Source organism: Desulfocicer vacuolatum DSM 3385 (assembly GCF_900176365.1).
Lineage (GTDB): Bacteria > Desulfobacterota > Desulfobacteria > Desulfobacterales > Desulfobacteraceae > Desulfocicer > Desulfocicer vacuolatum.
Genome location: NZ_FWXY01000022.1, coordinates 38,929 through 61,392 on the forward strand (window position 1 = coordinate 38,929; position 22,464 = coordinate 61,392).

Below are 22,464 nucleotides of genomic sequence, written 5' to 3' on the forward strand. Positions count from 1 at the left end.
GTGCTCACAGCAACTACTTTTTCATTATTCGTTGTGGCTGGTGCTTACAGCCATGTGGGTTTATATGAAATGCTCCGTAAATAAGAGGCGTATTTCATGCTTTGTTGTGGGCAGAGCCGTATCAGAATACGGTCCGCCCGTGGCGGTTATATGAAAAGGTAATCTTCAAGTTTACCTCTGCAGAGCCCCCCCGAGGGGCAATAGGAACCGGCCAATTGAGCTGTCTACAGTTCCGGCCGGGCCCATTGCCCCTCGGGGGGGCGGCATAATGCCATTTGGCTCCGCGTCTACGACCCTATATTCGTTGTGGACAGGTCAAATCCCAATATGATCTGCCCGCAGCAACTGCTAAAGCTGAAAGATACCTTCCACTTCCAATTCTGCCCCCAGTGGCAATGCAGCCACCTGGAATGCACTGCGGGCGGGAAAGGGCTCTTTAAAATATTGGGCATAAACTTCATTAACAGCGGCAAAATCGTTGATATCCGCCAGAAACACCGTTATTTTCACGGCATTATCCAGGCTGGTTCCAGCCTCTTTTGCAATGGCACCAAGATTTTTAAAAACAATGGCGGCTTTCTCAGCAATGGTGCCCTGGGGGATTTTACCCGTTGCAGGATCAATGGGAAGCTGGCCTGAAGTGAATAAAAGGCCATTGGTTACCACACCCTGGGAATAAGGGCCAATGGCAGCAGGGGCATTATCGGTTTTCACGACTGTCTTGGACATAATAGAATCTCCTTTTATATGAAATACTCCGCAAACCAGGTGGGTATTTCAAGCATTGTTGTGGGCAGGCCGAGGCCAAAATACGGTCTGCCCGTGGCCGTTATATAATGGTGGCTTTGGCTGCCTGTTCTATGATTTCCAGAATAAGGCCACAGTCTGATTCAGTAAAGGTAAGGGGAATGCGCATATCGCACATGGTGGCAAGAATGCGCCGGGTATTGACAAGCTCCGGCAGATTACCAAAATATTTCCAGCTTGAATAGGCACTGGTGAATCCCACGGGCTCTTTATTACCAAACCATTTTAGTTCCACCCCCTGATCCATGCAGGCAGCCAGAAAGGCCTGGATGGTTTTTTCATCCCGGCCCACCAGGGAAAACTGTATGGAGCTTCCGGCATAATTTTCCCGGGGGTCCCTTGGGGGACAGGTGATGCCGTCAATCTTATTTAATCCGGCTTCCAGAATCCGATAGCGTTTATTCCAACGCTCACACTGCACATCCAACGCCTTTAACTGGGGACGCAAAATGGCGGCCCGAAGATTATCCATTCTGCATGAATAATTGGGCACCTGGGTTTTAAGGCTTTCAAATACCTCCATGTCAGGCCTTGCCGTGTGGCGCTCGTAGAGCATGTATGATCCGGAATAAATAATGGCCCGGGCAATGAGTTCCGGATCATCAGTGACCAGAAGCCCCCCCTCTCCTGAATTCATATGCTTGTAGGTCTGGGTGCTGAAGCAGGCCGCAGTGCCAAAGGAACCTGATTTTTTACCATCCCAGGTGGCCCCCATGGTATGGGCGCAGTCTTCAATGAGCACAAGATCATAGATGGTGCAGATTTCCATGATTCTGTCCATGTTGGCAATGTGCCCCCGCATGTGGGACAGCATGAACCACCTGGCATCAGAAGCAGCAGCCTTGGCTTCAAGATCCTCCAGATCAATGGTGTAATCGTCCTGGATATCAACAAGCTCAATGGTGGCACCGGTGTTTTCAATGGCACCGGGCACAGGGGCCAGGGTATAGGCATTGCACAACACCTTGTCCCCGGGTTTTACACCGGCACTTTTCAGGGCAAGATACATGGCGCTGCCGCAGGAGGCGCAGGAGAGACAATATTTTTTACCCATATACGCGGCAAACTCTTCTTCCAGAAGTGCAGCTTCGCCTTTTTCACCGGGATTCACATTGTATCTGTGCAGTTTACCGGACTTTAAAATTTCCAGAGCCTTTTCAATACCCTGGTCACAAATGGGTTCCTGTAAGGTAAAATCCTTTGTAAATTTTTTTTTCTGGGACATGATATATACTCCTTAATGACAACGGGGTCAGGCCCGGCCCATGGGTGGGTGTTAATCACCCGGATTCACCCAAAGCCCTGTCCCACGTAAATAATGCCTTGAATTTCCGGGCGTGATCATTGGATCACCAATGATGGCGGACCCGAAAATCAAATTCATTAATATTTTTTCTGCGCATAGACGTTAAAATCCCAGTCCTGCCCGGGGAAATATTTTTTCAATCTCCAGTCACAGGCCCTGGCATGGCCTTCCATGCCTTCAACGCGGGAAAGACGGGAAGCTGCTGCACTGATGACCTTGTTGGCATCTTTGCTGATCTCCTGGTAGGTATAAATTTTCAGGAACTTAAGCACATTGAGTCCACCGGAATAAAATCCTGCTTTTTTGGTGGGTAAAATATGATTGGTTCCGGAACACTTGTCCCCATGGGGGACTGTGCTGCCTTCACCCAGGAACAAAGAACCATAGGAATTAAGATTTTTCACCCAGAACTCAAGATCTTCCGCAATGACCTGGACATGTTCTGCAGCATATTCATCATTGACCCGGCACAGTTCCTCACGATCTTTACAAAGAACAATTTCACCATAATCCCGCCAGGAAGCTTCAGGCACCTTGGGATCGGGCATATCTGCAATAATCTTGGGCATTACTTCAAGTACTTTTTCGCCCAGTTCCCTTGAGTCGGTGAAAAGCCACACAGGGGAATTAATCCCATGTTCCGCCTGGGACACAAGATCAATGGCAACGGTCATGTAGTCAGCTGTTTTATCAGCAATAATAGCAGATTCCGTGGGGCCCGCAAAAACATCAATGGTGCATTTGCCGTTGGAGGATAAAATACTTTTGGCTTCTGCCACATAGGCATTACCGGGCCCTGCCAGTATGTTGGCCGGTTTACCGGTAAAAAGGCCAAAGGCCATGGTGGCAATTGCCTGGACCCCACCCATCTCAATGATGATATCAGCACCTGCCACATCCAGGGCATAGGCAACGGCAGGGGCAATGCTCTCACCCCGTGGCGGAGAGCAGGCAATGACAGTCTTAACTCCGGCGGCTTTGGCCGTGCCCACACTCATGAGGGCAGAGCAGGCATGGGCAAAACGCCCTCCGGGGATATAACATCCGGCCACATCCATGGGCACAATTCTCTGGCCCAGGCGCACACCGGGAAGGGTCTCTTTTTCAAATTCAGAGATGCTCTCTTTCTGGGCCTTGGCAAATCCAAAAATCTGCTCATGGGCAAAACGGATATCCTGTTTAATATCCTCGGGAACCTGATCAATGAGTTTTTGTTTTTTTTCCGGACTGAGGATAAAATCGCCTTCCCAGTTATCAAATTTCCTGGCCAGCTCCCGGACGGCTTTTTCGCCATTCTTTTCAATATCATCAAGAATGCCCTTTACAATGCCGCGAATTTCATCTGAATCAGATTCTGCTGATTTAACTGCCTTTTTTATATATTCCATTGATCTTTCTCCTTTTATCGCTGACGGTTGCCCCTGATCCGGCCAACAAAATATCCGATATCAGAATCCACCCTTAAGATTCAATCGTGTCGCATAATGTACTTCCATAAATATAAGAAAAATAATTTCAATGCAAGTATTTTATAAAATATTTTATAAAATACTTGTATGCACAAAAAAAACCCCGATATTCCCATTGCAAGCAAGGGATGATCAGGAGCAAAATAAGCGCATTATCATTATTTATTATGTACGATGCGATGGACGGAAATACTCCGCAAATCAGGGGTGTATTTCAAGCTTTGTTGTGGGCAGAGCCGGATCAGAATACACTCTGCCCGTGGCGGTTTATATACAATGCAACCTCAGCAGAGCCCCCCCCGATGGGCAATAGGAACCGGACAATTGAGCTGTCTACAGTTCCGATCCGGGACCATTGCCCATCGGGGGGACGGCGGCATAATACCATTTGGCTCCGCGTCTACGACCCTATATTTGTTGTGAGCGGAACGGGATCAGAATGCGGTCCGCCCGTGGCGGTTATATAATCTTACGCCTTTAATAAGAATCCTGTCTTAAAAGGATCTTTTTTTTCTGCAACAAATTGATGAAACCCGGTGATATGGGCACTGCCGCTGATTTCAGGTACAATGGCGGTCCTGCCTCCCACACTGGTTTTTGAAACAATTTTGCCCGTAAAAAGGGTATTTAACATGCTGGCATGGTCATAGCGTTCCCCCACAGCAAGGCGGCCCATTTCATGGAGCCAGGCCATCTTGGCACAGGTACCTGTACCGCAGGGAGAACGATCCACCTGGCCGTTTCCAAAAATAACCATATTCTTTACAGGATCACCATCCTGATATATTTCCGTAAGATCCACCCGGGCCGGTTTTCCCGTGCCGGGATGCACAATGGAAACCGTTTCATTTACCCGATCCCGGATCTCAAGTCCCAGGGACTTTAATTGATCCAGACAGGGCAACGCCAATGTCATCTTAAGCTGTTCCACATTGACCAAAGCAAAAAAATTGCCGCCATAGGAGATATCCACCCGGATGCTCCCCAGTCCTGCCAAAGGGATTTCCACGGTATCGTAATAAAATGCAGGCACATTTTGAATGGTAACAGCATCGGCCCCGCCGTCCTCAATTTCCACCCGGGCAGTGATCTTCCCGGCCGGGGTATCCAGAAAAATTTTCTTTTCCATACCGTTTTCAAGATCATCCAAAGACACCATCCCCGTATCCACAAGAACCGCTGCAGCCCCCATGGAACCATGACCGCACATGTCCAGATATCCACCGGAATCCATGAACACAACCCCGGTGTGGGCATCTTCTGAGGCCGGAGCCGTTAAAATAGCACCAAACATATCCTGGTGCCCCCGGGGTTCCCACATGAGCATTTTACGAAGATCATCCAGATGCTGCTCTATCCACTTTTTTTTATCCCCCATGGTTTTACCGGGAACATGGGGGATGCCGCCTGTAACAATGCGGGTGGCTTCTCCGGCTGTGTGGGCATCCACCGTGGTTACTGTTTTTTTAATATTCATACAACGATCCTTTTCTGCTTTTTTTTATATACTCAACTTTCGGGCTTCATTTCAAAGCTGGCATTTTTAAATGTACCGATGGGGTCAGTGTACCGACGGGGTCAGGCTTTTGTTATTGATGTTATCGACCAAGGCCTTTGCCAACGAAAAAAGCCTCGATAATGTCAATAACGAAAGCCTGACCCCACCACGAAATGCGAACACCGAAAGTTGAGTTATATACAAAGCGGGTGTTGGGTAATGGGTATTAGGTTCTGGGTGTTCACAGCAACTGCTTTTTCATTATTCGTTGTGGCTGGAGGTCACAGCCATGTGGGTTTATATACAAGGCAGCCTCCAGGGCAAGCTAAGGCAGAGCCGCCCCCCTGATGGGTAATAGGAACCGGACAATTGAGCTGTCTACAGTTCCGGTCCGGGACCATTGCCCATCGGGGGGGGGCGGTATAATACCATTTGGCTCCGCGTCTACGACCCTATATTCGTTGTGTCCGGCAGGAGATGCCCGTTTATATGACATACACCGCAAATCTGTGGAAATTTTCTATCTTTATTGTGGCATACCGAAATCAAATCTCTCTTATTTCAAGCCTTCTTCTTTGCCAAAATCACGGTACAGGGAAAATTCATCAATAACAACAGCATCCTTTGGGCTGACTTCCCTGGTAACCATCCTTGCAATGATCTCCCCCAGGCCCGGCCCCAGCATATACCCCTGACCGCACATGCCCGTGGCATGGAGCAGCCCCGTCACCTCTTTATTCCATCCCAGAATGGGGCTGCCGTCCGGGGTCATGGGATAAAGCCCCCGCCACACCCGGCGCACCCGGACATTTTTCAGCCGTGGCAAAAGGTTTACCATGCGGGCCGCCACCTGGGGAAGAAATTGGGAGGTTTCCCGCTTGTCTATGCCCACAATGGGGGGGTCCGGGGTGATGCAGAAAATAATATGCCCATGGGCATTTTGATAAAAATAGTAATTCCGGGAACCCGGGGCCGGACGAAGATCCACCAGCATGGCTTTGAAAAAAGGCTCCACCGGCTCTGAGACACCCCCTTCATGGGAGTCTGGAAACACCGGGATATCCTGCTCAACAAGGCTCCCAAGCTCCCTTGAAAAGGGGCCTGCCGCATCAATGATCACAGGTGCATCATAACGTTCTTTATTGGTTGTCACCCCGCACACCCGCCCTTTATCCCGGTGAATTTCCATAACCATTTCATTGAAATAAAAATCCACATGGCCCGTGGCCACGGCCCGGCGAAAAAAAGCACTGCCGGTGACAAGGGGGGACGCAGACCCGTCATCCGGGGAAAAGGTGCCCCCCAAAAGCCCCTGACGATTAATGCCCGGTGCCACGTCAGCCACAGTGTCGGCATCCACATAATCAATATTTAAGCCATGTTTTTTCTGGATGGGGAGAAAGCCCTTTAAAAGGGTTTCTTCCTCTTTTCTGTACACCGGAAAAAGATACCCCCCTTTGAGCCACTCAATATCATCCCCATGGATCTGCTGCCAGGTGGAAAAAATCTCTATGGATCGCATGCAGGCAATAATTTTGCCGGGATCAGAATGGGTGGCCCGGATACCGCCAATGGCATGTTTATTTTCGCCCTGACCCGGGGAGGCCATCTTGTCAATGACACAGGTTTTCACCCCCAGGGCTCCCAGGGCCATGGCCGTTGGTACCCCCACAGAACCTGCACCCACAAGAATCACATCATATTGCTTTGCCATTATTTACCTCCTTTGATACCGGCCAGGGTGCCAAAGGGCACCTCCACAAACAAAGGACGATGGGTGCCGTCGGTTACCTCTTTAAGGTCAACCCCCTCATCCCGGAACAGTCCCATCACCATGGGGCGGCACGTTTTAGAACCGCAGGCCCCCATACCGGTGCGATTCAAACCTTTGAGCTGGTTCATATCCCTCACCCCCCCACGGATGGCAGCCCGGATCTCCCCTGCGGTGATGCGTTCACAGCGACAGATAACAGCATCATCCGGGCAGGCGGAAAGATCTGGGATGTCCAGGGATGTTAAGGGACTTTTCTGCTCCTTGATTCCAATGGCCCTGGATGCAAGTTCATGGGGCATTTTTATCTGCACCATCAAAGTGCCTGGAAATTTCTTTTTGTTTGCCACCACCCGCTGCACCGGATAGTCCCCAATAACCTCTCCATCAACATCGGTGACCGTGATCATGGTGCCCTTTTCCACGGCATCCCGGCCCAGTTCATAGGGAAGGGTCACCGTGGGGTGGGCCGTATCCTTTCGATAATCCACCACACTCACGGCAAGGCCCGGACAAATGGCCACACAATTGAGACACCCCTTGCACTTATTAACGTCATCCACATGGGGAAGTCCTGTGATGAGATCGTTTTCTGTTTTAATGATATGTTCCGGACAGATGGAGGTGCAGGGGTTGCAGGGAATCTCCTGGGTGCAATGGAACACCGGCATGACCCCTTCCGGCACCGGCAGGGGCGGGGGCTGTTTTTTTATTTCACCGGGACGGGATTTCAACACCCGGGCTTTGTCCAGCCATTCCCGGGGAACGTCACCTTTATAAGCCCCCAGAGCTTTTCCAATCTTAACCCCTTCTATTTTTCCCGTGAACATGGCAGCAGAGGCTTCGGCAATTTCCTGGGCATCACCGGCGGCATAGACATCCATTTCCCACTCCTTTGCCTTGGCAAAAAACTCGTCCACCGGAGAAAGGCCCACGGCAATGAGCAAAGTGTCCACTTCAACGGTTTTTTCTGTGCCGGGAATGACCTTCCAATTATCATCTATGGCTGCCATGGTCACCGATTCCAGGCGCTCCTCACCATTGGCAGACACAACGGTGTGCCGGGTAAAGATAGGGACACCCAATCGTTTTAACTTGTCCGCGTGGACCTTATAACCGCCCACCTCCGGCAGCCCTTCAATGACGGCCACCACCTCAATATCCGCCTGGAGGGCATGGTATCCGGCAATGATGCCCACGTTGCCGCCCCCCACAATGAGTACCCGTTCCGATGCCTTGATAAGATCGCGGTTCACCAGGGTCTGAAAGGCCCCGGCCCCATAGACACCGGGCAGGGTATTGCCGGGAAAGGGAAGCATCTTTTCCCGGGCCCCGGTGGCCACAAGAACCTTTTGGGGTTTAATCATCACATATCTGTTTTTTCTCACCACCCCCACCACTTTGTCGGAAAAAACCCCCACAGCCGTGGTTTCAAGCCAGGTTTCCACAGTGGAAAATATTTCCACTTCCCGGGCCAGAATATGACCGATCTCAAAGCCCCGTGTCCCGGCCCAGGAATCCTCCACCGACCCAAAAAATTTATGGGTCTGGAGTACCAGTTTTCCCCCCAACCGATCCTTGTCATCAATGATCAGGGTGTCCACCCCCAGTTTTCCAAGCTCAATGGCAGCGGAAAGTCCTGCCGGTCCCCCGCCAATGATCAACACCGATACCGCCCGGATCTCAACCTCTTTTCGCTCAATGGGATCATCGGCCCCGGGCACCCGGGGCAGCCCCTCCAGGGATTCCACCACCATCCCCGACGTCAAAGGGGTCATACACGATTTTACAGGAAGGCCGTCGGCCATCACAAGGCACTGGGAACATTGTCCATTGGCACAAAACATGCCCTGGGCACTGTGATCTTTGGTGTGGTGCCCAAACACCTGGATACCATTGGCAAAAAGGGCAGAAGAGATCATTTCTCCCTTGATACCCTGTAGCGATTTTTTGTTCCATGAAAAGGCCACCATCTCCCCCTGGTCCACCTCCATGACAGGATGTTTTGTCAATCTTTGCTTAGACATTTGGGTTCCTCCAAAAATATGAAATCAACTGCTTTGTCATACGAATAAGGCAACAGGCATGTCCCAGGCAATCAATGGCCCAGGGACTCTTTTTTTAACATGCGTTCATTAAATCGACTCACATGTTGTTCGGCAATACGGGCGGCTTCCCGGGGCTGTTGGTCCTGCATGGCCTTGACAATGCGTTGCAGGTCCAACAGATTTTCTTCCATTCTTTTCTGGGTGAAATCCAGGAAATTGTCATAATATTTTCGAATATTATCGTGGACCACCTGGGCTGCATATTGATACAGGGCATTTCCCGCAATGCGCCCCATCTCCTTATGGACAGCCTGGTCAATGTCAAGGAATGCTTCCACGGCCCCCTGGGAGGTTTTTACCCGGGCATTTTCCACCAGATCTTCAAGGATGGCGATATCTTCGGGGGTGGCCCGCCGGGTGGCAAGCCTTGCAATCTGACCCTCTATGCCCTGTCTGAATTCACCGATATCCTGGACAGAAAGGGTGCCTGAGCGAATCATGAGCCCCAATGTTTCCGTGAGTTGTTCTGTACCGGCATTTTTCACCATGGCCCCGCCGCCGGTGCCAAGACGAATTTCAATGAGCCCTTTTTGCTCAAGAACCCGCAATGACTCCCGCAGGGTACCACGGCTGATATTAAAAGTTTCCCGCAACTCCCGCTCCGGGGGAAGCATATCCCCGGGACGAAGTGTGCGATTCAAAATAGCCTCTTGTATCTGATCTACGACATCCTGAAAAATTCTGTTTTTTTTCACTTTCTGGAAATCGGCTTTTACTTTCAGCGCCATGGGGATCCTTTCCTTTTTGAATGGTTAAACCATTATTATGGTATATTTATTTACTTGTCAAGCACCCTTTACATCATTTCCATGCCCAACCGGCATGCAGCCTCCTGTTTCCAGTAAAAAAGTATCCACCGGGGCTGTTTTTTTTTACCACTCCCCAGCCTCCTTGTGACACATATCAAATCCGGCAATTTTGATTCCTAAAAGGTCGAAATATCTTGACATTTAACGGGCAGATATCATATTTCTTTCTTTATCAACTGTTTTCAGTTAACGGGTTCACCTGCAACCCGGCCACCGGGGCTGACGTGCAAAAAATCACATTGGCTTAACCAGAAAAAACCATCTTAATTTAACAGGAGATTTTGAATATTAATGTTTATCCTTGGAAATTTTTTTGAGGCCGTTGCCGTTGTTCTGGACTATGCATTGAGCATTTTCATGTGGATCATCATTGCCAGGGCCGTTCTTTCCTGGGTCAATCCGGACCCCTACAACAACATCGTCAGATTCATCAATAACATCACTGATCCCGTTCTATACCAGATTAGAAGAAACCTGCCGGTCAATTTTGGCGGCCTGGACATCTCCCCCATTATTGCCATGCTGGGCATCATATTTATTCAAACCTTTGTTGTGGGAAGCCTGCACCGCCTGGCCATGACACTGTCCTGATCATTACCGCCCCAAACCCTTCCGGGCGGACCGAATTCTGACCTCGTTCCGCCCACAACGAAGCATGAAAGAGTGTAAGACTTATTTACTCTTTAAACAAAAGGAGCCCAAAATGGGCATCACACCGGCTGTGATTCAACAAAAGGAATTTTCCACCCGTTTCCGGGGCTTTGATATACGCGAAGTAGACACTTTTCTTGAAGAGGTGGCCCAGGAACTGACCCGGCTCAACGATAAAATTAAAATAATGGATGCGGAAAGACACCGTCTGGATCTGGAAAATCGAGGCTACAGGGAGCGGGAAAACACCATGAAGCATATCATGGTAAAATCCCAGCAAGTCATAGATGAGATGAAAAAAAATGCCAGCAAATCCGCGGAATCCATTATTGCAGATGCAGAAACCCAGGCAGAAAAAATACTGAACCGCGCCCACCAGCGCCTGGCCCAGCTATACAGTGACATCACAGAATTAAAACGCCAGCGTATGCAGATAGAAGTTCAAATCGGGGCTGTGATTGAAAATCATTCCAAATTACTCAAAATGAGTATAGAAGAAAATAAGGCCGCAGATGAGGCAGATCCCTCCCTGAAATTCATGAAACAAGGATAGGACAAAACCCGCCGGTCAGACAAAAGAACCCCATACAACACCAGGAGACTCCATGGCAAAGATAGACGCTTTTTTCAAGTTGATGAACGAACAGGGGGCTTCGGATTTACACCTCGTTGCAGGACAGCCACCGGCCTTGAGGCTCCATGGAGACATTGAACGGGTCCGTTATAATGTCCTTTCCAATGATGATCTCAGAGGCCTTTTATATGAAATCACACCGGAAGAAAAAATAAAGGTTTTTGAAGAAACAGGGGATGTGGATTTTGGTTATGAAATCCCGGGGCTTGCCCGGTACAGGGCCAATTATTTTATGCAGAAATACGGCATTGCCGCCGTATTCCGTGAAATCCCTTCGGACATATTAACCGCAGAACAGCTGGGATTGCCGCCTGTTATATCAAAACTTGCCGATCTTCCCAGGGGGCTTGTACTGGTCACCGGTCCCACCGGCAGCGGAAAATCCACCACCCTTGCCGCCATCATTGACCAGGCCAACAGAACCAGAAAAGATCATATCATCACCGTGGAAGACCCCATTGAATTTGTCCATAAGAGCCAGGGATGCATTGTAAACCACCGGGAGGTGGGAACCCACACCAAAACATTCTCATCCGCCCTTAAAGGAGCCCTTCGTGAAGACCCGGACATCATCCTGGTGGGGGAACTCAGGGATCTTGAAACCATCTCCCTGGCTGTGGAAGCCGCCTCCACCGGCCATCTGGTCTTTGGCACCCTGCACACCTCTTCTGCCCCTAAAACCGTTGATCGAATCATTGAAGTCTTTCCTTCATCAGAACAGGAACAGATCAGATCCACTCTGTCCGACGGACTTCGGGCTGTGGTGGCCCAGGTATTATTTAAGCGCGTTGACAAAAAAGGTAGATGCGCTGCCATGGAGGTCATGGTGGCCACCCCGGCCGTGCGAAATCTGGTCCGGGAATCGAAAACCCACCAGCTTCCCTCCATGATCCAGACCGGGAAACAATACGGTATGCAGCTGTTGGACGATGCCATCATGCAACTCTACGAAAAAGGATGGATCAGCCCGGATGAAGCCTATGCCAAAGCCAATACCAAGTCATTGTTTCGGCCCTTTCTCAAGAAACCGCCGGCAGACTTCACAGATGCTTAAACAAATCACAACAGTGTCTGGGGAAAAATTGGAAAAGACCGCCATTGTCATCCATTTTGCCCGGCTCACATAAGTAGCCCAATACTGCCCAGGCCCAGACAAACCAATATGGGCCACCGGCAAAACATTTACATTACCAAACCGACTATTTACGAATCAGGAAGCCACCATGCAAAGACAAGAAATGGATCACATACTGACCAAGATGCTCGAGTCCCACAACAATGTTTCCGATTTGAATTTTACCCCGGGAAAACCATTGCAGGTGGAAAGCTCAGGAGAACTGGTCCCGGTTCACATGGAGCCGGAATTTGATTTATTGACCCCCTTTCAAACAGAAGCCTTTGCCCTGAATCTCATACACGGTGACCGACGTCTCACAGAAACCCTTTTAAAAGAAGGCTCCTGCGATTTATCTTATGCATTAGGGGACATGGCACGTTTCAGGGTAAATATTTTTTCAAGATCCGGTAAATACGCCATTGTTTTACGAAAACTGGAAACCCAGATTCCCACGGTGAAACAACTGAATCTGCCCCCGGCATTTAATAAGATGGTCCATGAAAAAAACGGCATCATATTTGTCACCGGCTCCACGGGAAGTGGTAAAAGTACCTCCCTTGCAGCCCTGCTTGATGAGTTCAATGACACCCGGTCTGTTCATATCATCACATTGGAAGATCCCATTGAGTTCCAGCACCCCCAGAAAAAAGCCACCTTTAACCAGCGGGAGCTGGGGGCAGATTTTGACACCTTTGCAAGTGGCCTTCGTGCCGCCCTTCGCCAGGCCCCCAAAATAATTCTGGTGGGGGAGATGCGGGACAGGGAAACCGTGGAAATAGGTCTTTCCGCTGCAGAAACCGGCCATCTTGTCTTGTCCACCCTGCACACCGTGGATGCAGGCCAGACCATTAATCGTATTGTGGGCATGTTTTCATCCGAAGAGGAAAAACAAATCCGTCTGCGCCTGGCAGACACTGTGAGATGGATTGTATGCCAGCGGCTTTTACCTAAAACCGGGGGGGGCCGGGTGGCGGCCTTTGAAATTATGGGCAACAACCTCAGGATCAAGGATGCCATCACCAACGGAGAATCCGAAGACAAAACTTTTTATCAAATCATCAAAGACGGTACGGCATTTGATATGACCACCTTTGACGACTTCATTCTGGGGTTATACCAGAAAGGTCTTATCACCGAGGACATTGCCATGGGCTATGCTTCCAGAAAGGCGGTGGTGGGCAGGGGCATGGACTCCATCAAAAGTGCCCGGGGGGAAAAGACCACAGAAATTGAAAACCTGGAACTGGACCATAACTACGAAGGAGCGTAACACCCGTGGAAATCATCTGTACCGGCTGCAGCGCCAAACTCAATATACCGGATCACAAAATCCCCAAGGATAGAAAAGCCTCTTTTTTGTGCCCCAAATGCAAACAGCGCCTCTATGTGGGCCAAGACGCACCAGGCACCGGAGAAACGCCAAAGCCCACAGCCCCGACAGCCGCTGCGGAGGCACCGGCCCAATCCAACACACCGGACTATGATGCATCAGAAAGACCCTTTGATTATCTTGATGATGACGCAGAGACCGCCCTGATCTGCCTTGGAGAATCAGACATCCAAGGGCATGCCCGCAATGCCCTGGAAAAGATGGGGTATCACATAGAAGCGGTGAAAGATGTCAGAACAGCATTAACCCGGATGAAATATCATCTGTTTAATATCATTGTGCTGGATGAACAATTTGACACAGAGCACAGGGGCACCGGCACCCTGTTCCAGGAATTAAAAGATCTGGATATGGGGCTAAGAAGACAGATTGTGGTGATTCTCATCTCCAATACAGTGAGAACCCAGGATAACATGGCGGCCCTGCACACCAGTGTCAACCAGATCATCAATCGCAAGGATATGCCCGCCAATGCCCTGAACCTCTTTAAAAAGACACTGAAAGACCACGGACAATTTTACGCCATATTCAATGAAACCCTTAAAAAGATGGGTAAAATTTAGACGATTTCAAACATCCCTCATCCCATATCAACCGCCCCCTGAAATAAAGCCCCATGGGGGCAAGGTACCTGTGGCAGTTTTATATACAAGGCAAGCTAAGGCAGAGCCGCCCCCCGATGGGTAATAGGAACCGGACAATTGAGCTGTCTACAGTTCCGGTCCGGGCCCATTGCCCATCGGGGGGCAGCGGCATAATACCATTTGGCTCCGCGTCTACGACCCTATATTTGTTGTGTCCGCCAGGAGATGTGGGTTTATATGAAATACTCCGCAAATCAGGGGTGTATTTCAAACTTTGTTGTGGGCGGAGCGAGGACAGAATAAGGTCCGCCCGTGGCGGTTATAAAAAAAGCTTAATTGTTTTTGTCAAGTTCCCGGCTGATAATACGAAGCCCCTCCAGGGTGAGACTATTATCCACAACCTCAATGGTATCGGTGAGTTCGGCAATGAGCACCGCAAGTCCACCTGTGGCAATCACCCGGGGGGATGTGCCCATCTCTTTTTTCATGCGGGCCACCATGCCGTCCACAAGGGCCGCATTGCCGTGCATGAGTCCTGATTTAATGCTGTCAATGGTGTCCCGCCCAATCACCGACTCCGGGGGCATGAACATCTCCACCCGGGGAAGGCGTGACGCTTTTTGAAACAAGGCCTCGGCTGAAATCATGATGCCCGGAATGATGGCTCCCCCCAGATATTCCCCTTTTTCGGTGATGACATCAAAGGTGGTTGCCGTGCCAAAATCAATGATGATAAGACTCTCTTTATACTTCTCATAGGCTGCAATGGCATTGACCACCCTGTCTGCCCCCACTTCGGCAGGGTTGTTGTAAAGGACGGGCATCAACTGTCTGACAGCATCGGGATTCACCCACAAGGGGGTCTGATCAAGATATTTGTGGCAAAAGTTGTCAAGAATCCTCACGGCCGGGGGCACCACGCAGGAAATCACGGTTTTTCCAATGTCAGAAAAGGCAATGCCGTTGTCATTGAACAACCCCCTGGCAAGGATGTTAAACTCATCAGCGGTGGTATCCCTCACTGTGCGAATTCGCCAGTCGCAAATCAAATGATCCTTGTCAAACACACCCAGCACCGTATTGGTGTTTCCCACATCAATTACCAGCAGCATCTTTTTTCCTTTTTTATTTAATATTACCCACACAAAAGTCCGCGACCACGGTGTTCAGCACCATATGAGAAAACAAACAGATCTATTTTACAAGGCCTTCGCCAAACTCAAAATCAATGTGAAATCTGGCAATCACAATACCATATATTGTATTTATACTTATATTTAAATCACAATATATCCCTTGAAATGCCAGCCGACATAAAATTGGCGAAGGTATTACTTTATTGTCACGGTAAAATTCTCCGGCTTTGCACTCACAAGCATCACTCCCACCGGTACATTGATAACAGCCGGTCGCACATATACCCCCGGGGGCAGATCTTTTAAATCAATGAATACCTCAAAATAACCGGCATTATCCTTATCTTTAAAAACATTGGCAGCCCCCCTTAGCATAATCTGCATTTCAGGGGGAGTTACCTGGACCGTGTCAGGGCCGTTGCGGATGCCCACCGGAATCCCCCCATAGGTATGGGTGACAATCTTCTCTTGAATGGCAACCATGACAGTAACCAGGGAATTCACATCTGCCCCTGCAAGTGCATCAATGTCCAGAGATCCTGTTTTTTTCAGATCTGCATCTGCCCCGGTTATATCCACAGGTTTTGTTTGAATTTCAGTGATTTTGTCAAACAATGATGCCGGACCTGTGAGGGCCATGGTTGCCGGTTCACTTTTTATGTGGGCCACTTCATATCCCACGGCGGGTTCACCGGTGATCATCACCTTCACCGGAAGACGGCGGGTTTCTTTCCTGTCCAGCTCCACTTTAATATACGCGGGTTTCACATGGATAATGTCAACACCCGGGGGAAGGGGCAATCGTTTTTTTATCACAGGAATGGCATAAAATGCCGGAGGAATAAAAGCAGTAACATCTACAGGATCAGAGGTGAGATCAGCGTACAAATCCACAAGGTAAGTCAAATCCAATGCCTCCACCTGACGAATCTTCCCCGGACGACCTTTCACACGAACTTCAATGTGTCGGGTATAGAACTGTGTCCGGGTAAGCCCTGCGGGTACAGCAGCAAATTTCACCGGAACCAGCAGATCTGTTTCCACAGGATCCGGGGCACATCCTGCAAAAAGAAAAAGCCATGTACAGATGATAAGGCAAAATGGTCTCACTGGAAAATCCAAGCCAGAAATATCAATGGGAAATACACCGTTCCGGTGTATTTCCCACGGGATCATACGGTTTGAATGGCGTTAATGATGCAGGCCAGGGGACGCAGAAGGTTGACATCGTGAACCCGGACAATCTGAGCACCATTGAGTATACAGGCTGCCACGGCCCCCAGATTACCCAGCTCCATACGGTTCATATCCACTTCTGTTTTATTGAGCTTCCGGGACAGGAGGTTCCTGATAAAAGATTTCCTTGAGGGTCCCATTAACACCGGACATCCCAATGAATGAATCTGATCAAGGTGTTTAATAAGCATGAGATTATGGTCCACGGTTTTACCAAATCCAATGCCGGGGTCCACAATGAGGTGCTCCCTTGATATGCCGGATTCAACGGCAAATTGAATCCGTTGTTCCAGGTAGGCTGTTATCTCACCCATGAAATCATCATATTGGGGATCGACCTGCATGGTTTCCGGGGTACCCTTCATGTGCATGAGCATGACAGGCACCTTTTCTGCAGCAGCAAGGACGGCCATGCCGGGATCCCGTTCCAGGGCCGTGATATCATTAATAATGGCGGCCCCGGCTTTGAGGGCCTCCTTTGCCACATCAGCTTTCACGGTATCAATGGATATGGGCACATCAATTTCCCGGGACAGTCGTTCAATCACCGGAACCACACGGTCCATCTCTTCCTGGACAGATACCCCCTTTGAAAAAGGACGGGTGGACTCCCCCCCGATGTCAAGGATTCCGGCCCCGGCGTCAACCAATGCCCTGCCCTGGGCCAAGGCGTCATCAAAGCTGAAAAATTTTCCCCCATCGGAAAAAGAATCCGGGGTGGTGTTAAGAATGCCCATGATACAGGTATTGCCCGGGCTCAGATCAAGGCAATAGCCATCCCACTCAATGGTAAAAGATTTCATGACTCTTTGCTGCCTCCATCCTTTTCACCATGGTCTTTCCGGACATCATCGGACTCATCTTCACGGATGTCTGTACCTTGGTCATCTTTATTATCACTGCCTTGATCATCGCCCTCGGACGGGCTGTCTTCTTTTTCAACCTCTGCTTGAAGCTCCTCATCTTTAAAGAGATTCTCCGGTTTTGGCGGATCAAAATCAGGTTTCATGGATTTAATTAATTCATCAAGCTCCGCTCCCATGACTGTTTCCTGTTCCAGCAGAAGATCTGCAAGGCTGTGGAGGATATCAATATTTTCTTCCAGTACATTCCAGGCTTTTTTGTAGTTTCTATCAATAATGGCAGCCACTTCAGCATCAATTTTCCGGGCCGTATCTTCGGAGTATTCCTTGGCATGCCCCACCTCTCTGCCAATGAAAATCTGCTCATCTCCTGAATCATAGGCCAGGGGCCCCAATTCTTCACTCATACCCCACACACGGACCATGCGGTTGGCCATGGATGTGGCCTGCTTGATATCGTTGGAGGCTCCGGTACTGATACGTTTAAAAATCAACTCTTCAGCCACCCGTCCCCCAAAGGCCACGGCAAGCTCATTTTCCAGTTGATCTTTATATTTAAAGCCCCCCTCTTCGGGAAGAAACCAGGTCACCCCGGCAGCCCGTCCCCGGGGAATAATGGTCACTTTATTGACGGCATCGGTATTGGGAAGCAGGCGTGCCACCAGGGCGTGCCCCCCTTCATGGTAGGCTGTGGTGCGTTTTTCATCTTTGCGGATTACCTTGGATTTTCGCTCAAGTCCCATGTAAACCTTATCTTTGGACTCCTCAAAATCCATCATGGTCAATTTTTCATGATTTTTCTTTGCTGCCAGCAAGGCTGCCTCGTTCACCAGGTTTTCCAGGTCTGCACCGGAAAAACCGGGGGTTCCCTTGGCCAGGGTGACCACATCCACATCATCGCCCAGGGGCGTCTTTTTCATATGAACTTTAAGGATACCGATGCGGCCTTTTATGTCGGGCATATCCACCACCACCTGGCGATCAAAGCGCCCGGGTCTGAGCAGGGCCGGGTCCAGCACATCTGCCCGGTTGGTGGCAGCCATGAGGATAACCCCCTCATTGGATTCAAAACCGTCCATCTCCACCAGCAGCTGATTCAAAGTCTGCTCCCGTTCATCATGTCCGCCGCCCATGCCGGCCCCCCGCTGGCGGCCCACAGCATCAATTTCATCAATGAAAATAATGCAAGGGGCATTTTTCTTACCCTGGGCAAACAGATCCCGCACCCGGGAGGCACCCACACCCACAAACATCTCAACAAAATCAGATCCGCTGATGGTGAAAAAAGGTACACCTGCTTCCCCGGCAACGGCCCGGGATAACAAAGTCTTTCCCGTACCAGGAGAACCCACCAACAAAACGCCCTTGGGAATACGTCCTCCCAGGCGGGTGAATTTTTCCGGTTCTTTAAGAAATTCCACCACTTCGGAAAGCTCTTCTTTGGCTTCATCAATGCCAGCCACATCCTTAAAGGTGATTTTCCCCCCTTTTTCAGACACAAGGCGGGCCTTACTTTTACCAAAGGACATGGCTTTCCCTCCGCCGCCCCCCTGCATCTGACGCATGAAAAAAATCCATACCCCAATGAGGACAATCATGGGAAGCCAGGAGATAATAATGGACATGAACCATGAAGATTCCGTGGGAGGTTTGGCTTTAATGGAAACCCCGTTCTTTCTCAGGGTGCGAATGAGATCCCCGTCCCCCGGTGAAAAGGTTTTATATTTTGAGCCGTTGGTGTCCGTGAGATAGAGATCCTGACCCTGTATGACAACGCTCTGAACCCGTTCAGATTCAACCATGGCCAGAAAGTCCGAATAACCCAGGCTGTTGTCGCCCACCTGCTGCTGGTTGAAAATATTATACAGCATCACCATCATCAGTACGATAACAAGCCACAGAGACAAATTTTTATAAAACTGATTCAATGGTAGTTCCTTTTTGAGTCTGTTATTGTTCCCATTTCACTGGGGGTTAATTTAAAAAATTGAAACATCATAGAAAAAACACAAAAAACATTTAAATTCAATAATAAACATCAATTTTCATTAGGCAAGAAAAACTTTATGACCCCGGCCAGTCTACCCCCCGGGGAGCGGGCGGCCCATGGAACATGAAAATACGTATTTTCCATTGTGATGTTATTGCAGATCAATGTAGAGGTCCCAGCTGACGCAATGGCCTGTCGCATCGAGTAAAGTAAAGCCATTTTTTTGTCAAGGTAATCCGGATACCCTGGGGTAGATCCAGATTTTTACCGCCGGTGTTTCCAGGCATCAATGCCATGATGTCATCAACGTGGCCAAATGTAATGCGTCTTAAATCCCCTTTAATTTCCTGGATGGCCCCCCTTATTCCCCGCCGGGCCAGGGCCTTGGGAAGGGTGGCAAAAAAATCCCTGGAAAAACGAACTTCCCTGGGGTTAAGGCGCTCCAGATGCCGGGCAAGCATGGCCCGGGACTCCCCTTCCATCCAGGTCTCCTCCGCTGTGATGAGCACACTTAATCGGTTTAAAGCCGATTTTATGTCAGGATTATATTCCTTTGAAAGGCAGGGCATCAGCCCATGCCTGATCCTGTTTCTCAAATAGCGGGTGTCCTCATTGGAACTGTCCTGCACAAAGGGCTGGCCGTGTCGGTCCAGAAAAGCCAGAATCTCCTGTCTGGAAACCCTTATCAGGGGGCGGATAATGAGGTTGTCCCTCATGGGAGGAATCCCCATGAGGCCCCGGGGCCCACTGCCCCGTAACAGATTCATCAGCACCTGTTCCGCATTGTCGTCACTGTTGTGCCCAAGGGCAACACGGTTATATCCATGCCGGGAGGCGATTTCCCGGTAAAAGGCATATCTCACATCCCTGGCTGCATCTTCAATGGATTTTTTATTTTTCCGGGCCCGGGCCGCCACATCTGTCTGCTGCACATGCAAAGGTAATCCATGGGAGGCGGCAAGATCCCGCACAAAGGCCTCGTCCCTGTCAGACTCTTCTCCCCGGAGGCAGTGGTTCACATGGGCCACGCCAATTTGTAGAGAGAAAGACAAAGCAAGCTCCTTTAAAATTCCAAGCAGGGCAACAGAGTCGGCCCCACCGGACACCCCCGCCAGGACCACATCCCCTGGAGAAAGCATGGCATGGGCCTGCACCGTGTTATAAACCCGGGCAGTAAAGGGCTCTTTTTTTTTAAAATTTGCCACCATTGTGTTTAAGGTCAATCCTTCCATGCACACAAAAAAAATATCAAGACTTTGTATAACCGCCACGGGCGGACCAAGCCAAGCGCCCATCTGTGGCGGTTATATATCAGGAAAGCCTGATAACTTCCACCGGGTTTTTTCAAAAGGGTCCCTTTGGAAAGCCCTAAATACTAAAACCCGGTGCCAAATTGAAATTTTCAAAACCTTTTCAGCATAAGCTCACTTGATCTATGGAAATTGTGTCCTATATTTATCATTTATGGGACAAAGATCCTGACCAAACAAGCGGAGACCTTTTTATGTTACATATTACGGATGATATTTTTATCCTTGACAATGAAATAGAACTCAATGCCATCCGGGCCCAGGGTGCCGGGGGGCAGAATGTTAACAAGGTCTCTTCAGCGGTCCATCTCAGGTTTGATATTTTAAATTCAACCCTTCCGAACAGCGTAAAAGAGAGACTGCAGACTCTCAACGACCGCCGCATCTCAAAGGACGGGATCATCGTGATAAAGGCCCAGCAGTTTAGAAGCCGGGAAAAAAACATCGGCAATGCCCTGAACCGCTTGACCGACCTTATTCAAAAAGCGCTGGTTCCCATTGCCAAAAGAAAACCCACACGTCCAACCCGGGGGGCCAAACAACGCAGACTGGACAACAAAGCCAGACGCAGTGAGAAAAAAAAATTACGAAAAAAAATAAATTTTTCCCACTGATTTTACATAACCATAGCAGCTGCATTGTCATGGCTTAACGTTAAGGGACTCAGATCTTATTGATTTACCATTTAACCATACCCAATTGATATGTTTTATGGATAAAATTTCAGATAAACGGTAAATTGAAAACTGCTGACGCCCTAAGATGTTTAAGTTCATACACGCCATGGACCCATGGTCTGTGGTATGCACAATCTTTATTTTCAACATTGACGATGCACTGCTCATCACCTAAATTAGTTAAAAGGAGCATCCCATGGCAAAAATGACTGAACGAATGAAAGAACTCTTCAACAAAGTTCCCACAGCGGTTTTGACAACAGCCACACTGGATGGAACCCCCAACGCGGTTCCTGTGGGCGCAAAAAAAATCATTGATGATGAAACCATTCTGATTTCAGATCAGTATTTCAATAAAACCCTTGCCAACCTTAAAAGCAATCCCCAGGCAGCGGTTACCTTCTGGGAAGGCCGCGAAGGATACCAGTTGAAATGCAGTATCACCATTGAAACCCAGGGAGAAAGATATGAAGAGACTGCCAAATGGATTGAGGCATTGGGCAACAAGGCCGGTCATCCATTACAGTCCAAGGGCGCTGTGATATTCAAAATCAAAGAAATTTACGGGGTATCACCGGGACCCGGTGCCGGGAAGCAACTGGTCTAACCAGAAAACCCATGGGTTCAGAAAATTATTTTAAATTTTTCTGAACCCAAATTTTATCAAAACCTGTTTAAAAATTAACTCATCAATCATAAGGTCTTCTGTTTGGCGTCACATAATGTGATTCTTTGAGATTAAACATATTCCATGTGGTATGAGAAAGGAGAACTTCTGACTCATGAGAATTTAAGGGATGGAAACTCAATCCCATGGAAACGAGAAGCAATTTTCTCATATTTTCTGTTAATATCCGAACTATTGGCATGCTTCATTTTCCAGTTTACGTTTTTCAAAAAGATATACCCATTTCCCGGGAAAATTTGATCGAAAAGTGTAAACTACTTTTGAAATTCTATGAAAGATGCCGAATTATTGATGGAAAATTTGGAACAATTGAAACTATTTTCATACAATTGCAGTGGATTTATAAAAAACAGGCAAGAAAAACCCCTGAGTCTTTAGCTCAGGGGTTGTTGACCTATTTTTAACAGGTTTTCAAAGGGG

The 22,464-nt window shown here is 49.0% G+C and carries 20 protein-coding genes; 8 read left to right on the forward strand and 12 right to left on the reverse strand.

All coding sequences use genetic code 11. The features are described from left to right. Positions 1 to 348: 348 nt before the first annotated feature. The 7 genes from B9A32_RS16900 to B9A32_RS16935 all read right to left on the reverse strand — a co-directional run bounded on the left by B9A32_RS16900 (position 349) and on the right by B9A32_RS16935 (position 9,687). Complete coding sequence (locus B9A32_RS16900; RefSeq protein ID WP_084071146.1) at positions 349 to 729, reverse strand: RidA family protein; 381 nt, start codon at positions 727 to 729, stop codon at positions 349 to 351. A 100-nt stretch (positions 730 to 829) separates the two neighbouring features. Beyond that, on the reverse strand, positions 830 to 2,032 hold the full coding sequence (locus tag B9A32_RS16905; protein WP_084071147.1) for a DegT/DnrJ/EryC1/StrS family aminotransferase: 1,203 nt from the start codon (positions 2,030 to 2,032) through the stop codon (positions 830 to 832). Positions 2,033 to 2,190: 158 nt separating this feature from the next. Next, on the reverse strand, positions 2,191 to 3,501 hold the full coding sequence (gene hisD, locus B9A32_RS16910; protein WP_084071148.1) for a histidinol dehydrogenase: 1,311 nt from the start codon (positions 3,499 to 3,501) through the stop codon (positions 2,191 to 2,193). A gap of 550 nt (positions 3,502 to 4,051) precedes the next feature. After that, positions 4,052 to 5,059 carry a proline racemase family protein gene (locus B9A32_RS16920; protein ID WP_084071150.1) on the reverse strand — a complete coding sequence of 336 codons (1,008 nt, stop codon included), beginning with the start codon at positions 5,057 to 5,059 and terminating at the stop codon, positions 4,052 to 4,054. 577 nt (positions 5,060 to 5,636) lie between these two features. Beyond that, positions 5,637 to 6,794 (reverse strand): NAD(P)/FAD-dependent oxidoreductase, encoded by a 1,158-nt coding sequence (locus tag B9A32_RS16925; protein WP_084071151.1) that lies wholly within the window; start codon positions 6,792 to 6,794, stop codon positions 5,637 to 5,639. After that, positions 6,794 to 8,878 (reverse strand): FAD-dependent oxidoreductase, encoded by a 2,085-nt coding sequence (locus tag B9A32_RS16930; RefSeq protein ID WP_084071152.1) that lies wholly within the window; start codon positions 8,876 to 8,878, stop codon positions 6,794 to 6,796. The genes B9A32_RS16925 and B9A32_RS16930 overlap by 1 nt, the downstream gene beginning before the upstream one ends. A 71-nt stretch (positions 8,879 to 8,949) precedes the next feature. Continuing rightward, on the reverse strand, positions 8,950 to 9,687 hold the full coding sequence (locus B9A32_RS16935) for a FadR/GntR family transcriptional regulator (protein ID WP_084071153.1): 738 nt from the start codon (positions 9,685 to 9,687) through the stop codon (positions 8,950 to 8,952). Positions 9,688 to 10,059: 372 nt separating this feature from the next. Between B9A32_RS16935 and B9A32_RS16940 the strand changes: the two genes are divergently transcribed. The 5 genes from B9A32_RS16940 (at position 10,060) to B9A32_RS16960 (ending at position 14,123) form a co-directional block, all read left to right on the forward strand. Beyond that, positions 10,060 to 10,359 carry a YggT family protein gene (locus B9A32_RS16940; protein ID WP_084071154.1) on the forward strand — a complete coding sequence of 100 codons (300 nt, stop codon included), beginning with the start codon at positions 10,060 to 10,062 and terminating at the stop codon, positions 10,357 to 10,359. A gap of 112 nt (positions 10,360 to 10,471) precedes the next feature. Next, positions 10,472 to 10,972: a DivIVA domain-containing protein gene (locus tag B9A32_RS16945; protein ID WP_084071155.1), complete on the forward strand. Its 501-nt coding sequence runs from the start codon at positions 10,472 to 10,474 to the stop codon at positions 10,970 to 10,972. Positions 10,973 to 11,024: 52 nt separating this feature from the next. Continuing rightward, positions 11,025 to 12,107, forward strand: a complete 1,083-nt coding sequence (locus tag B9A32_RS16950; RefSeq protein WP_084071156.1) for a type IV pilus twitching motility protein PilT — start codon at positions 11,025 to 11,027, stop codon at positions 12,105 to 12,107. A 169-nt stretch (positions 12,108 to 12,276) separates the two neighbouring features. Then, a complete protein-coding gene (locus B9A32_RS16955; protein WP_084071157.1) occupies positions 12,277 to 13,440 on the forward strand; it encodes a type IV pilus twitching motility protein PilT in 1,164 nt (387 codons plus the stop codon). A gap of 5 nt (positions 13,441 to 13,445) precedes the next feature. Then, entirely contained in the window at positions 13,446 to 14,123 is a 678-nt protein-coding gene (locus B9A32_RS16960) for a zinc ribbon domain-containing protein (RefSeq protein WP_084071158.1), read from the forward strand. 353 nt (positions 14,124 to 14,476) lie between these two features. Here B9A32_RS16960 and B9A32_RS16965 read toward each other — a convergent pair whose 3' ends face one another. From B9A32_RS16965 to tilS, 5 genes are all read right to left on the reverse strand, one after another. Continuing rightward, a complete protein-coding gene (locus B9A32_RS16965; protein WP_084071159.1) occupies positions 14,477 to 15,256 on the reverse strand; it encodes a type III pantothenate kinase in 780 nt (259 codons plus the stop codon). Between the two features lie 219 nt (positions 15,257 to 15,475). Beyond that, positions 15,476 to 16,390: a CdaR family protein gene (locus B9A32_RS16970; RefSeq protein WP_170923881.1), complete on the reverse strand. Its 915-nt coding sequence runs from the start codon at positions 16,388 to 16,390 to the stop codon at positions 15,476 to 15,478. Between the two features lie 62 nt (positions 16,391 to 16,452). Beyond that, positions 16,453 to 17,319: a dihydropteroate synthase gene (gene folP / locus B9A32_RS16975; protein ID WP_084071161.1), complete on the reverse strand. Its 867-nt coding sequence runs from the start codon at positions 17,317 to 17,319 to the stop codon at positions 16,453 to 16,455. Continuing rightward, positions 17,316 to 19,307 (reverse strand): ATP-dependent zinc metalloprotease FtsH, encoded by a 1,992-nt coding sequence (ftsH, locus tag B9A32_RS16980; RefSeq protein ID WP_084071162.1) that lies wholly within the window; start codon positions 19,305 to 19,307, stop codon positions 17,316 to 17,318. Before ftsH ends, folP begins: the two co-directional genes overlap by 4 nt. A gap of 223 nt (positions 19,308 to 19,530) precedes the next feature. Next, a complete protein-coding gene (gene tilS, locus B9A32_RS16985; RefSeq protein WP_084071163.1) occupies positions 19,531 to 20,664 on the reverse strand; it encodes a tRNA lysidine(34) synthetase TilS in 1,134 nt (377 codons plus the stop codon). 209 nt (positions 20,665 to 20,873) lie between these two features. Between tilS and arfB the strand changes: the two genes are divergently transcribed. From arfB to B9A32_RS17000, 3 genes are all read left to right on the forward strand, one after another. Continuing rightward, positions 20,874 to 21,293, forward strand: coding sequence for an alternative ribosome rescue aminoacyl-tRNA hydrolase ArfB (gene arfB, locus B9A32_RS16990; protein WP_084071171.1), 420 nt, complete (start codon positions 20,874 to 20,876; stop codon positions 21,291 to 21,293). A gap of 259 nt (positions 21,294 to 21,552) precedes the next feature. Next, entirely contained in the window at positions 21,553 to 21,963 is a 411-nt protein-coding gene (locus B9A32_RS16995; RefSeq protein ID WP_084071164.1) for a pyridoxamine 5'-phosphate oxidase family protein, read from the forward strand. Between the two features lie 206 nt (positions 21,964 to 22,169). Then, complete coding sequence (locus B9A32_RS17000; RefSeq protein WP_084071165.1) at positions 22,170 to 22,448, forward strand: hypothetical protein; 279 nt, start codon at positions 22,170 to 22,172, stop codon at positions 22,446 to 22,448. The last annotated feature ends 16 nt before the right edge of the window (positions 22,449 to 22,464 follow it).